Source organism: Parafrankia sp. BMG5.11, from assembly GCF_004337455.1.
Genome location: NZ_SJXI01000037.1, coordinates 55572 through 68566, shown reverse-complemented (window position 1 = coordinate 68566; position 12995 = coordinate 55572). Strand labels below are relative to the sequence as shown.

The 12995-nt window shown below is 72.9% G+C and carries 14 protein-coding genes; 3 read left to right on the top strand and 11 right to left on the bottom strand.

The window, feature by feature from the left end:
* Positions 1-24: 24 nt before the first annotated feature.
* The 9 genes from E0504_RS25520 to E0504_RS25485 all read right to left on the bottom strand — a co-directional run bounded on the left by E0504_RS25520 (position 25) and on the right by E0504_RS25485 (position 9886).
* Entirely contained in the window at positions 25-288 is a 264-nt protein-coding gene (locus E0504_RS25520; protein ID WP_112105860.1) for a DUF2277 domain-containing protein, read from the bottom strand.
* A 138-nt stretch (positions 289-426) separates the two neighbouring features.
* Positions 427-1257: a PhzF family phenazine biosynthesis protein gene (locus E0504_RS25515; protein ID WP_071065583.1), complete on the bottom strand. Its 831-nt coding sequence runs from the start codon at positions 1255-1257 to the stop codon at positions 427-429.
* Positions 1258-1263: 6 nt separating this feature from the next.
* Positions 1264-2127, bottom strand: coding sequence for a prephenate dehydratase (locus E0504_RS25510; protein ID WP_112105861.1), 864 nt, complete (start codon positions 2125-2127; stop codon positions 1264-1266).
* Positions 2128-2319: 192 nt separating this feature from the next.
* Positions 2320-6354 carry a histone-like nucleoid-structuring protein Lsr2 gene (locus E0504_RS25505; protein ID WP_112105862.1) on the bottom strand — a complete coding sequence of 1345 codons (4035 nt, stop codon included), beginning with the start codon at positions 6352-6354 and terminating at the stop codon, positions 2320-2322.
* The gene (locus E0504_RS25500) at positions 6354-7631 is read right to left on the bottom strand and encodes a DNA repair exonuclease (protein WP_112105863.1); all 1278 of its coding nucleotides are present in this window, start codon (positions 7629-7631) and stop codon (positions 6354-6356) included. Before E0504_RS25500 ends, E0504_RS25505 begins: the two co-directional genes overlap by 1 nt.
* Positions 7632-7888: 257 nt before the next feature.
* A complete protein-coding gene (locus E0504_RS25495) occupies positions 7889-8098 on the bottom strand; it encodes a hypothetical protein (protein ID WP_112105864.1) in 210 nt (69 codons plus the stop codon).
* Positions 8099-8245: 147 nt separating this feature from the next.
* The gene (locus E0504_RS25490; protein WP_071065578.1) at positions 8246-9034 is read right to left on the bottom strand and encodes an SDR family oxidoreductase; all 789 of its coding nucleotides are present in this window, start codon (positions 9032-9034) and stop codon (positions 8246-8248) included.
* A gap of 218 nt (positions 9035-9252) precedes the next feature.
* Positions 9253-9603: an amidohydrolase family protein gene (locus tag E0504_RS54320; RefSeq protein ID WP_368672065.1), complete on the bottom strand. Its 351-nt coding sequence runs from the start codon at positions 9601-9603 to the stop codon at positions 9253-9255.
* A complete protein-coding gene (locus E0504_RS25485; RefSeq protein WP_235013874.1) occupies positions 9533-9886 on the bottom strand; it encodes an amidohydrolase family protein in 354 nt (117 codons plus the stop codon). The genes E0504_RS54320 and E0504_RS25485 overlap by 71 nt, the downstream gene beginning before the upstream one ends.
* Before the next feature lie 714 nt (positions 9887-10600).
* Between E0504_RS25485 and E0504_RS51385 the strand changes: the two genes are divergently transcribed.
* Positions 10601-10744 (top strand): hypothetical protein, encoded by a 144-nt coding sequence (locus E0504_RS51385; protein WP_160144255.1) that lies wholly within the window; start codon positions 10601-10603, stop codon positions 10742-10744.
* 6 nt (positions 10745-10750) lie between these two features.
* On the opposite strand, the gene E0504_RS25480 is transcribed toward E0504_RS51385, so the two are convergent.
* Positions 10751-11557 carry a FadR/GntR family transcriptional regulator gene (locus tag E0504_RS25480; RefSeq protein ID WP_112105865.1) on the bottom strand — a complete coding sequence of 269 codons (807 nt, stop codon included), beginning with the start codon at positions 11555-11557 and terminating at the stop codon, positions 10751-10753.
* 281 nt (positions 11558-11838) lie between these two features.
* Between E0504_RS25480 and E0504_RS25475 the strand changes: the two genes are divergently transcribed.
* Both E0504_RS25475 and E0504_RS25470 read left to right on the top strand, forming a co-directional pair.
* The gene (locus E0504_RS25475) at positions 11839-12030 is read left to right on the top strand and encodes a hypothetical protein (protein WP_131625990.1); all 192 of its coding nucleotides are present in this window, start codon (positions 11839-11841) and stop codon (positions 12028-12030) included.
* Positions 12031-12126: 96 nt separating this feature from the next.
* On the top strand, positions 12127-12333 hold the full coding sequence (locus tag E0504_RS25470) for a hypothetical protein (protein WP_131625989.1): 207 nt from the start codon (positions 12127-12129) through the stop codon (positions 12331-12333).
* A gap of 86 nt (positions 12334-12419) precedes the next feature.
* Here the strand turns inward: E0504_RS25470 and E0504_RS25465 are convergent, their stop codons facing one another.
* The gene (locus E0504_RS25465; RefSeq protein WP_235013875.1) at positions 12420-12890 is read right to left on the bottom strand and encodes a DUF4180 domain-containing protein; all 471 of its coding nucleotides are present in this window, start codon (positions 12888-12890) and stop codon (positions 12420-12422) included.
* Between the last annotated feature and the right edge of the window lie 105 nt (positions 12891-12995).

Sequence of the window (12995 nt, the reverse complement as noted above, 5' to 3'; positions counted from 1 at the left end):
CGAACATCGGGCGGGCCTGGGGGTTCAGTGCTCGAGGCGGGCCCGTACCTCTGGTCGGCGCAGCGGCGGCACTGTCCCGGGCGGCTGGCGGCGCGCGGGCAGCTCCCTGAGCAGGCGGTGGACGCTCGCGGACACCTCGGCCACCGCCGCCTCGAAGGCCCCGGCCGCGGCGGGCGGTGGCTGGCGCAGGCCGCTCACCTTCCGGACAAACTGCCGGGCAGCCGCCTCGATCTCCTCGTCGGTCGCGGGAGGCTCGAGTCCGCGCAGCTCAGTGATGTTGCGACACATGACTCCACGGTAGGCCGGCTCCCGTGCCGTCTCGGCGGCGTGCCCGTGGCTCGCGGGTCCGTAACTTGCGTCGCCGTGGCTCGGGTGGCTGTGGCTCGCGAGCAGGTGCCTCCCGGTCAGGCCGGGGGTCGGCGCCTGTCAGAGGTCCACGGTCCCCGAGATACAGGTGACAGTGTCGCCACCGACCCACACCGACCCGTCCGGATCACGGGAGAGACGGACCCTGCCCTCCCGCCCGAGCAGCGTCCCCTGGCTGACGACATACGCCCCGTCCGCCTTGCCGATGTCGAACAGCCAGGTCGCGAGGGAGGCGTTGAGGCTGCCGGTCACCGGGTCCTCGACAGTGGTGATCTGGGGCGTGAAGGCGCGGACTTCGAAGGCGCCCGGCCCGCCGGGCGGGTGTGGCCCGACAACCCCCACGGCCAGGTCGACGGCGCCCGGGCGGATCGCGAGCACGGCCGCGGCGGAGTCGAGCAGCACGCCGACCCAGCCCGGGCCGTTGTCCACCCACTGCGCGGCGAGGATGTCCGCCGGGTCGAGGCGGAGCATCTCGGCGAGGTGCCGCACGAGTTCGGCGTCGGCGGGCTCGTAACGCAGCAGCGGCGGTCCCGAGAAGGCCAGTCCCGAGGCGTCGTCGCGACGGACGGTGATCAGACCCGCCTCACATTCCTGCACGATCCGGTCGGGATCGCGCGGCGTGTGGCCGGATGTCAGCCAGGCGTGGCATGTCCCCAGAGTGGGATGACCCGCGAACGGAAGCTCGGCCGTCGGCGTGAAGATGCGCACCCGGTAGTCGGCCCCGGGTGCCGTCGGGGCCTGGACGAACGTTGTCTCGGAAAGGTTCGTCCAGGCGGCGAAGCGGCGCATCGCCGCACTGGGCAGCCCCTCGGCGTCGAGGACGACCGCGACGGGATTGCCCAGGCAACTGCCGGACGTGAAGACGTCCACCTGCTGGAACGCTCGCCGCATGACCGGTTACGAGCTCAGTCGCAGGGGGTCGAACCGCTCGCGGTATCGGCTGGCGCGGTAGACACCGAGGATGCGGTAGTCGGCGAAGAAGCCGAGTTCGGCGAAGGCGCGTTCCACCGCGGGATCCTCCGGGCTGCCCTCGACGTCGGCGAGGAACTGCGTCGCCACGAACTCGCCGCTGATCATGCAGCTTTCGAGCTTCGTCATGTTGATGCCGTTGGTGGCGAAACCGCCGAGAGCCTTGTACAGCGCGGCCGGCATGTTGCGCACCTTGAACACGAAGGTGGTCACGATCGGTCCGACGCCGGCCGCGGCCCGCAGGCGCTCGTTCGACAGGATGAGGAAGCGGGTCGTGTTGTGATCCTCGTCCTCGAGGTCGGGCCGGAGCACCTGCAGGCCGTATTCCTCGGCTGCCAGCCGCGAGGCGACGGCAGCCTTCGTCACGTCACCCCACTCGGCGACCTCGCGGGCGCTGCCCGCGGTGTCCGCGGCGGGCACGGCGGTGAGCCCGAGCCCGCGGATCGCGTTGCGGCACTGGGCCAGGGCCTGCGGATGGCTGTGCACGGTCTTCAGATCGTCCATGGTCGCCCGCGGCAGCCCGAGGAGCTGATGGCGTATGGGCAGGAAGAACTCACCGATGATGTGCACGGAGGAGTTCGGCAGCAGATGGTGGATGTCGGCGACCCGGCCCGCGGTCGAGTTCTCCACCGGGATCATCGCCAGACCGACCGTGCCGTCCTCCAGCGCGGTGAAGCACTCCTCAAAGGTCTGGAACGGTACCGCCTCGAAGTCGGGGTAGACGTCGCGGCAGGCGATGTGGGAGTTGGCTCCCGGCTCGCCCTGATATGCGATCTTCTGACTCCCGGTCATCGCGGGTTCCTGCCTCCGGTCTGTGGTTCTGCTGCAAAGCCGTCGCACGGGCGGTCCCGCCGGGCCCGCCGTGGCTGGCTGGTCGGCGCACGGCCTGGACGTCCGGCCGCCGTATCCGACGGTACCGGGCCGCCACCCCGGCACCCCCGGCCGCCGGGTCTGCTGGTGCCGGTCCGGGCGTCCGGGCGGGGATCAGACGGAGTGCGCGTCGGCGAACGCGTCGAGGATCTCCCGGGGAATGCGGCCGCGGTCGCCGACCTCGAATCCGTTCTGGCGGGCCCAGGCGCGGATCCTCCCGGCGTCCCGGCCGGCGGCCGCGCTTCCGTTCCCACCCCCGCTCGCTGCCGTCACGGCGAGAGCCGGGGCTCCGCCGGACTCACCGGCGCCGGGGTCGGGCGGGACGACGTGCGTGGCCAGCGTCCGGATCTGCTCCGCATCTCTGGTGGGCGTGAGCACGTTCGCCCCCGGCAGATAGCTGATCGTGACCAGCTCGGCGTCGCCAGGTGGGGTCAAGGCGCCGTCCGTCTGTCCTGGTCCGTCGGCGCGCAGCTGCGCACCCACCGCTCGTGCCAGGTCGGTGAGATGCTCGTGGTGCGTCAGCAGAATGATCTGCCAGCGCCCGGAGATCTCGGCCAGCACGCGAAGTGCCGCCTCGGCGCGCGTGTCGTCGAACGTCATCAGGACGTCGTCGAGCACGACCGGCAGCGTGGGTTCGCCGCGGCTGGTCCGCTCCCGCTGGAGCTGGTCGATCGCCGCCAGGCGCAGGGCCAGGAACACCTGGTCGGCCGTGCCCTCGGAAAGCTCGCCCGGGCCGAGCTCGTCCTCGTCGGCGCGGACGACCCGCAGCGTCCGGGCGCCGTCGCCGCGATCGATGGCCCGCAGGGCGACGTAGCGGCCCTCGGTGAGCCGTTCGAGCAGGCGTCCCGCGTCCGCGAGCAGGGGGGACGCGTGACGGCGCTCGTAGGACTCCAGCTCACGGCCAAGCGTCTCGTACTGGATGCGCGCGATGACGTAGCGCTCCGCCGTCTCGGCTACGAGCGCCAGGGACTCCTGCGCACGGGCGTGCAGCTCGCCGGTGGCCGCGCCGCTCTCGAGATCCCGCAGATGCCGTTCGACCGTCCCGACGGCCGTCCACGCCTCTGTCTGCGCGGCCGTGCGGCGCTCGTGCTCGTCGCGCGCGGCGGTGAGGTCGGCGGCGAGGTCCTCGTCGGTGCTCGCGGCCAGCGCGCCGACGACGGCTTCGAGCTCGTCGCCGGGTGCCGCGGCGCGCAGCAGGCCTTCGGTGGCGGTCATCGCCGCCGTGATCCCGGCGAGGTCCCGGCCGCGGTCCGCCGCGTCGGCCAGTTGCTGACCGGGCGCGAGGACGACCTGCGCGCGCAACTCGTCGAGGCGGCCGACGGCGCTGTCCCGCAGCAGCGTCGCGGCGGCGACCCGGGTGCTCAGGGTGGCGACCGCCTGGTCGATCTCCGCGCGGCGGGTACGGCTCTCGATGCTCGCCTGGTGCCGTGCGCTGAGCTGATCGAGCAGATCGGCCAGCTCGTCGGCCTCATCGCCCGGCCTGTCGGGCGCGACTGGGCCCGCCGCGAGACGTTCGCCGCCAGTTCCGGTTCCACTCCCAGCCCCACTCCCGGCCCCGGCGCTGGTGTCGGTGTCGGGGCGCTGGCCGCGCGAGCGGTGCAGGAGGCCATGACGGGCCGAGAGCTCGCGGACGTCCGCGGCGAACGCCCGATGGCGGCCGGCGGCACGCTCGGCGTCCCGCGCGGCGCGGTCGGCCTGCTCGTGCAGAGCCACCGCCTGCGCGAGCACGCCCCGCCGTTCGGTCCAGCCCCGCGGGTCGGTGACCGAAGCCAGCCCGGCCGCCCGGACGAGGTTGTCCCAGTCGCCCTCGGCGCCGAGCAGCTCCTCGCGCCGCTTGTCCCGTTCGCGTTCGGCCTCCTCGACGGCCCGCCCGAAGTGGGCGGCGTCAGCCCGGCGGACCTGTGCGAGGTCGTCGTCCGCGAGTACGGTCTGCGCGCAGGTGAGAAGACTGTCGAGGTCGGCGTCCACCCGGGCGAGGCCGACCTCGGCGAGGGCCTGGGCGAGCGCGGTCCGCTGGGCGTCGGCCTGGGCACCCAGCCGGGCGATGCGGGTCTCCGCGGCGAGCAGCTCCGCGTGCGCCCGGTGCGCCTCGTCAACAGCCCGCTGGACGTCGTCCGCGTCCGCCCGAGAGGGCACGGCCAGGCCTGGCTCGTGCCAGTGGCCCTCCCACGCCGCGCGGGCTTGATCGGCTGCCTCGGCGGCGGCCGTGGTGGCGGCGAGCGCCGCGGTGGCCCGTTCGTGCGCGAGGTCGGCGTCCCGGTGGAGCTGGGCCCGCCGGGCGGCCAGATCGGCGTGGCGGATGAGCTGATCCGCGACCTCGTCGGCGCGGGCGATTCCGGCGGCGATGACCGGGAGCAGCTCGCGAGCCCGCTCCGGCGTCAGCCGGCCGCCGACTGGTGGCACCCCGCCAACGGCCGGGGCGGGGGTCCGGCCGTCGGTCGCGGGCGGCAGGCCGCCGGCCGCGTCGACCAGCAGGTTCCAGAGCTCCTCGCGGGTCGCGCGGGCCCGGTCGAGCGTGGCCTGGTCCGGGAGGTCGCGGCCGTCGGCGTCGGCGACCCGGCTCTGCGTGAGCTCGAGGTCCCGGGTGGCGCCGACGAGCTCCTCCTCGCGGCGGGCGAGGGCCATTTCTGCGGCGTCGAGCCGGTCGCGCGCCAGCCGGATCTCGTCGCGCCCGGGCATCCCGGGCGGCGGGCCGTCCGGGTCGCGGGCGCCGGCGCGGCGCAGCGCCTCCCGGCGGTCGCGGACAGCGCGGGCCGCCTCGTCGACAGCCGCCCTGGTCAGCGCGGTCGCCGAGCCCTCGCCGGCTATCGCGCCGAGTACCGCCTTCAGCTGGCTGATCGACGCCGGGTCGTGGCCCGGGGACTGATCGGTGCCGTCGCGGCGCAGGCGGGCGGCGGCGAGCGCGTCCTCGGCGCGGCGCAGCTCGTCGGTCAGCTCGCCGACCGTCACGGCGAGCGCGTCGAGCTGGGCCGCGAGGTCACGCGGCACGTGCAGGTCGGCCAGGAGCTCGGCGGCGGTGCGCGGGTCGCCCGGACCGGCCAGGTCGAGCAGGAGCGCACGGGCGGAGTCCGCGTGGCGCGCGGCCTCGTTCTCGAGCGCGCGGGCGTCGGCGCCGTCGCCGAGCCGCGCCACGCGGGACTGCTCCAGCCGGGTGATCATCTCGCCGTCGGCGAGCATGGACTCGTCGGTCGTCAGCGCCTCCCGCGCGGCCCGGCGGTCGAGCAGATCGGCGGTCAGCCGGTCGAGGTCGGCCTCGGCCGTCGCGGCCTCCCGCACGCTGGCGTCGAACAGCGCCGTCTCCTCGGCGGTGAGGGCCACACCCGCGGCGAGCAGCGCGGCGTGGCGTTCCCGGAGCACGACCAGCTCCCGGGCATGTGGGGCTGCGCGCACCCACCGTTCCAGGCGGGAGCGGCGGTCGGCGGCGGCTCGGGTCGCCACCGCGGCCGCCTGCGCGTCGCGGCGGCGCAGCGCCTGCTCCCGGCGGGCATCGTCGACATGGGCCGCGCGGGTCATGGCGGACGCCGCCTGCTCGGCCAGCCGCTCGTAGTCCGCCAGCGCGGTGCGGACCCGGACGCTCTTGTTGTTGCGGTGGGCCTTGTACAGGGAGTCCATCTCCGCGGCGAGCGTGTCGAGCAGGCCGCGGACCGCCCGCCCGCTGCGCGCGGTGAAGACGAGCTCGGCCAGGTCGCCGGTGCCCTCGAAGACACTTGCGCCACCTGCCCGCAGCTCGGCGTGGGACAGCCCGAACGCCTGCCGCCAGCGCCGACGCGCGTCGGCGCCACCGGAACCCCACGGGGGGAGGAAGACCGCGCCGTCGTCAACGGTCTGCAGACCGCTGTTGCGCCGCCTGACCTCGACCCTGGCCGGCGGCGCCTGCCGGGCCGGCCCCGTCTCCTGGGACGACGGCGGGAGCTCGGCCGGATGCGTCGTGGGCAGTTCGAGGTCGGCCGTCAGACTCAGCGCGCCCTGGCCGAACTGGAAGCTCCGCCGGGTGCCGCGGAAGGTCCACAGCAGGTCCGACAGGGCGTCGAGCGTCGTCGACTTGCCGGCCTCGTTCGCGCCGACGACCACCGTCAGCCCACGGCCGAACTCGATCCGCCGGTCCTCGAAAGCACCGTAGCGATCCAGGCCGAGCGCGCGGACCCGCATCAGGCGTCGTCTCCGGAGAGGCGCGCGAGCAGGCCGTCCCCGGCGCGCCGGGCGAGGTCGGCGAGTGTGCGGGGATCGCCCAGGTCGAGCAGGTCGGCTCCGCGCAGCAGCCGTCCGACCTCGCGGTCCAGGGGGCCGATCCACTGCGCGAGGTCCTCGGGGCGGGTGCCCAGATCGTCGCAGGCCGCGCGTACGGCGGCGACCAGCTCGGGGTCGACGGCGCCGGCCGGCCGCGGGTCGGTCACCCGGTTGACGATCTTCTCCAGACAGACCTGCAGGCCGTCGGCGACCGTGCGGAGCTCCTCGCGCAGCCGTTCGGCGTCGGCAAGACCCGCGGCGGCCCGCGACGCGCCGGTGAGCACGGTGCGCGCGACGACCGGACGGTCTCCCGCGGAGTCCCGCGCCGCCCGCAGTTCGGCCGTGACCCGGCCCAGGACGTCGTCGAGGGTGTCGGCGCCGGCGGTGTCGACGGTGAGGACAGCCCAGCGGGCCACGTCGCAGGGGACGTGCTCGATGCGGGCGGGGCCGTCCTGGGGGATCTCGACGACGAGGGCGCCCTTTGGCCCGCTCTCCCGCGGGGTGCGGCCCTGGAGATTGCCGCTGAACGCGGCGACCTGGCGGCCCCCGGGCCCGTCCCCGCGGGTCGCCGTGCCGCCGGGAAGTGGGCCGCCGTGAACGACGCGATGGGAGTGGACATGGCCGAGGGCGAAGTAGTCGTAGCCCGTGCGGGCCAGGTCGTCCTCCGAGCACGGGGCGTAGTTGGCATGGCCTTCGGCGCCGTCGGCGGCAGTGTGCAGCAGGCCGACGTTCACCAGCCCGGCCAGGGCGTCCGGGTAGCGCTGGACGAGGTTGTCGTGGACGGCGGCGGTCGCGTAGCTCTGCCCGTGCACGGCCAGCCCGAGGTCGTCCGCCACATGCGTGCCCGGCCGGTCCGAGGCGAACACCCGGACGTTCGGGGGCAGGGTCAGCGACCGGGTGATCTCGCTCTCGGCGTCGTGGTTGCCGGAGATCATGTAGACGGGGATGTCGGCGTCGCGCAGGCGGCCCATCTGCTCGACGAAGAACCGGCCGGTCGCGTAGTCCCGCCAGGTTCCGTCGTAGACGTCCCCGGCGAGCAGGAGCGCGTCCGCCGCCCGGTCGACGCTGAGGTCGACGAGGTTCGCCAGGGCCCGCCGGGTTGCCTGCCGCAGCAGGTGGGCCAGGTCGCCGTCACCCAGCCGGGTCAGTCCCCGAAGGGGGCTGTCGAGATGGATGTCCGCGGCGTGGACGAGGCGCATCTTCCCCCTGGCGTCGGGCCGCCACAGGCCAGGGAGGGCATGTGGTTCCGGGCGGTCGGCGCGTCCCGCGGGCGGTTGCCGTGAGACGCGGACGGCCCGTCGGAAGGAGGGAGCAGGCCGAACGACCAGAACCTAGTACCGCAATCGGACATCTCGAACTGTCCACGCCGGAGGATCCAGTGATCTCGTCAAATTTTTGGTGCTTTGTCCCTGTTTTTTGGGAGTGTTGTCGTCGTAGGGGCGGAGCTTCGGGCGGTTCAGCGCCCGGACTTGGAACGGGAGCCGGAGCGCGATCCGCCGCCGGAGCGACGGGCCCGCGAGCGCGTGCCGACGTCCACCTGCCGGGCGGGGCCGGCGCCGGCGGCGACGTTCGCCAGGTCGGCGGTGATGCTGCTGTTGATGAGCCCGACGGTCCGATCACGGTCGCCGTCGTCGAGGCCTTCGAGCAGGCTGTGTATCAGGCTCACGATGTTCCTCCACGCTGCGGGGCGATCTCGGGGTTCGTACGTCTGCTGCCCGGACCGAGCGTGTTAAAGCGTGCAATCGCCGCTTTTTCCTGGCGACAAGGATCCCGGCGACAAGGATCCCGGTGGCCAGGACCCTGGCGACGAGGATCAGGGCGCCGGCGAGAGGCCCCCGTCGAGGTTGATGCCGACGCCGGTCAGATAACCGGCGCGGGGGGAGAGCAGGAAGGCCGCGAGGTCCGCGAAGTCCTGGGCGCGGCCGACCCGTCCGAGGGGGATGTCGGAGCCCCGGCTCAGCTCGGCGTACAGCTCGTCCACGCCGATGCCTCGCTCGGCTGCGCGGCGGTCCCACTGGCCGCTCTCCAGCAGCCCGATCAGCACCGCGTTCACCCGGATTCCGTCCGGGCCGAGTTCCTTGGACAGCGCCTTGGTGAGGGCGAGCCCGGCCGCCCGGGAGACCGAGGTGGGGGTCGATCCGGCGCCGGGGGTCTTCGCGGCAATGGCCAGCGTGTTGATCACGGAGCCGCCGCCGGCCGCGCGCAGGTGCGGCAGCGCCAACCGGGTCAGCCGGACGGTGCTGTGCACCTTGAGCTGCAGGTCGGCGTCCCAGACCTCGTCGGTGTGCGACGCGAACGGCCCGGCGGCGCTGCGCCCGGCGTTGTTCACCAGGCCGTCGATCCGCCCCCAGCGGCCGACGGCCTGCTCGACGAACCGCTCGAGGTCGGCCAGGCGGGTGACGTCCGCGGGGACGGGCAGGAACTCCGCGCCGGCCGCGGCGGTCGGTGCCACCTCGGCAGCGAGGCGGTTGAGGCGGTCCGCGTCGCGGGCGCAGAACGCGACACGCGCCCCCTCCGCGGCGAGGGTGCGCACCAACGCGGCGCCGAGCCCGTCCGAGCCGCCGGTGATCAGGACGACCTTGCCCGCCAGCTCGAGATCCACACCGTCTCCTCTGCCGCCCGCGCTCCGCCCAGTCCAGCCCAGCGCGCCCGCTCCGCCACTGCCCGCAACCCTATTCGGACCCGCGACCTCCGCGGACCCGAAGCCCTGTGCGGTGGGCCGGACAAGCACGCCGGGATAAGCGCCGTCGACGTCCGTGCCGTCGCAGGAGATCGCCATGCCGTTGACCCAGACTCCGACGATGCCGTGGGTCCCGGCGATCAGCCGGTCGCCGCGGGCGGGGAGGTCCCAGACCCGGACGGGATCGTCGTCGCCGACGGTGCCGGGGCAAACGCGACCAGGTCGGCCGCGTAGCGGGGCCTGATCAGGCCGCGGTCGGTGAGGCCGAAGACCTCGGCGGGCTGGCCGGTGAGGCGCCAGACCGCCTCGGCGAGACCGAGCGCGCCCTTCTCCCGGACCCAGCACGAACATCCGCAGCGGGGTGTGGGTGATGAACGTGCCGACGTTGAGCCGCTTGCGCCGCCGGTCGATGGCGGCGACTTACTCGGGGAACGTCTCGAACGACCACTCGATCCCGGCGTCGGGCATTTCGCGGGACATGCCCTCGACATTCTCCAGGGTGGAGCCCATCGTGCCGCGCTGGTCCGGGCGCAGCGGGGCGACGCCGAGCCCGCAGTTGCCGTAGATGACCGTCGTGATGCCGTGCCAGGAGGTCGGGGTGAGCTCGCCGTCCCAGAGGATCTGCGCGTTGTAGTGCGTGTGCGGGTCGATGAAGCCGGGCGCCAGTACGAGGCCGGTGAGGTCCACGACCTCGGCGCCGTCTCCTTGCTCCTCATGTTCGCCCGGGTCGTCCCAGTGCTCGATACAAATTAAGTCGGATAATAAGTCTTCCACTCTATTTTGCCGTCCAAGATGCTATTACATAACAGATAAGGGTCGAAATCTGGTCACGACATATAAGTCAGACATTAGTGGTCTGCGAGTTCGGCCGGGGTCGTCCGGGCTGAGTGGAGTCGGGGCGAGGAGCGGTGCGATGGAGCGGGAGTAGCTGAACCCGGCGGGCGCGTGGAGCACGGTGGGGCGCAGCTACAGCCACGTCGTCAAGATCATTAGTCCGAACAGGCTGATCTTTCTGGCCGGCCAGGCGCCGGCGGACGAGAACTTCAAGGTCATCGGCGGCGTGCTCGACGCCCTCGACAGCCTCGACGCCGCGGAGGCGGCGGAGGCCACTGAGGCCGGTGACGCTCTTGACCGGCCGAAAGATCGTGGGCGCCTCGTTCGGGGCTGGCGCGGTCGCCTGGTGCACGGTGCACCATCCGGAGCGGGTCGCCGCGCTCGTGCTTGTGGGCTCCCTGGGTCTCGTCCCCACCCCGGGCAACCGGCGGGCGGGGGCCGCACAGCGGCTGCGCGACCAGAGCCTGCCGGCCGTCCGCAACGACACCCCGGCCGGCCGGGACGTCTTCGAGCGGCTCGGCCGGTACATGGAGACCGGGGGCGACGACGACCTGGTGCTGGCCGGGCTGGCGGAGCTCGCCCCCGGGCTGCCCGTCCAGATCGTCTGGGGCGCAAAGAACGGGCCCTTCCCCATCTCGATGGCGCACGCCGCCCATGCGGCCCTGCCGGGCTCGGAGCTGGTGGTCGTGGACCGGGCCCGCCCACGTTCCCTACCTGGAACGTCCCGAGGTCTTCAACGAGGCGTTTCTCGACTTCGTGACCCGCCGTGTCCTGACGACCGGCCGCGCCGCGACCTGAACCCGATCAGACGGTGGCCGAGCCCGCGGCAGCCGGCGATTCGGTGGCCGCGGCGATCGTACTCGCGGCCTCAACTGATCCGGTGCCGACGGTACGCCGTCGCGCGGCCTCCACCCCGCCGGGAACGAGAACGCGCAACTCGTCTATGTGGGCGCGCATCAGAACTCCGGCCTGTTCGGCGTCGCCGCGTTCGATGGCCTCGTAGATCTCGTGGTGCTGCCGGGCGGAGCGTTCCCAGAATGTGGCGTCGACGCTCGAACGCTGGAAGCGGGTCCGCAGAACGCTGAAGACCGGTGTCGCCACCAGATTCAGCAGGGGATTGCCGCAGGCGGCCAGGATCGAGGCGTGGAATCCGTTGCTGCCCTCGTACCGTTCGACCGGATCCTCGATCCGTTCGGCGGCCGTGGTCGCTTTCCGGATCATCTCGAGCTGGGCGGGCGTCCGCCGGACGGCGGCCAGCCGGGCGGCCGGGACCTCGAGCAGGTCACAGGCCTCGATCAGCTGATCCACACTGACCAGGTCGGCGCCCGAGAGCAGGCCGAGGCCGGTCTCGAGGAAATCGCCCATCAGGCCGGTGTCCGGCGCCGCGACGAAGGTGCCGCCGTGGACTCCCCGCCGCGTCTCGACCAGGTGCTGGGACGACAGTAGCCGTAGCGCCTCGCGGACCGTGGACCGGCTGACGCCGAACATCGTCGACAGCTCGGCCTCGACGGGCAGGCGCTGACCGGCGGTCAGATCGCCGCGCACGATCAGCTCCTGTAGCTGAGCCGCAACCTGGACGTAGGCGGGGCGCACCCGCTCCACGCTGAGCATCCCAGTCCACCCGTCTCGCGGCCGCCACAGCGGATGTCGAAGCAACGACCGTCTCGAAGAACAGCCGCCAGAAGTTGTCAGTCAGCGAGGTCACTATACATCAGACGATTTAGGTGGGGTGGCTGGACCGTGAGTCTGTCGAGGCTCGTCCGGGCAGAGGTTGTCTTGTGTGACATCTGCCGGGGGAGCGCGCCGAGAAAGCGGCGCCTTATCTCTCGCGGGATCCGTCGCTTCTCCCGTGAGGCGCCCGGCACCCGGCGCATTCTCCACGGAAAGTGACGGTGGACGTCCTGCCCGCCGCGGTGGGGGCGCCCACGGGCCGGGCCGCCGCCGTCCGAACAAGCGCCCGGACGCGCGTCCAGCCGGGCGGCCGAATCGCGACTGGATCCGGGGGCGAGCGCGGCCGCTATCCCGGTCAGGCACAGCAGGCCCAGCGCCGCGAACGCGAGCCGGAAGCCGTCGAGGAGCAGTGAGAGCTCCGACGTGCTCAGCTCGGCGGGCCGGTCCGCGTACGCCGCCGCCTTCTGCGCTGGCGGCAGTTGGGCGGTGCCACTCCGGGTGACAGCCCGGTGCTCACGGCCAGCCCCGTGTTCTGCAGGGCGGAGCGCAGGCCGTTCGCGACCTCGATCCGCCCGGGCACCACGACCGAGGTGGTCTTCGGGGAGAGCGTCGAGCAGGCCCGGGAGAGCCGGATCGGTGTCGGCACCGCCTGGCTGACCATGGGCAGCCTCGACGGCAAGCAGGTCCCCCCTTGGCGTCCGGCTCGTCCGCGGTGACCCCGGCGCCCCGGCACCCTGGGCCGAGGCGGGGCTCGCACTTTGGCATCCGGCTCGCCCTGCGGGCGGGCACGTGAGGCGACTGGTCAGGAGCCGTTCCTGTCGGGCGGGGCGAGTCGGGAGCGGGCGGCGTCCAGGTCGGGGACGAACCAGTGGTGCACTCCCTGGTTGGACTCGCGCACCAGGTCCCGCAGGGCGCCGCTAGCCGCCGTGAACGCCGAGATGTCCCCCACCACGGCCAGCCCGACCTGGTAGTTGACGAACTTCTGCAGGATCTGACCGGCCAGGCCGCTGCGGAGCTCGAAGAACTCCGGTGTGAGCCGCGTGACCGGGACCGCCGCCCACGCGGCCCGCAGATACATCGCGGTGCCGATGATGTCCAGAGCGTTCTGCTCGACACGGACCAGAGGACCCTCCGGCGAGCAGACGAGGACGGATACGGCGCCCACCTGTTCGAGCTCGTCGGGTACCGCCCCGTTGGAAATCGTGAGGTCCTCCGCCACGGTTTCTTCCTCTTCTCGTGAGTGCGCGCTGGCGAGGAGCGCGTCGAAACTCACGGTGGCGACCTGGATACTGCCCGTTGTTCGCGGTAATCCTCGCCCACCGGACCCCTCGACCTGCGGCATCCCTATGGTTCTTTATTGATGCCGACTTCACGGCAT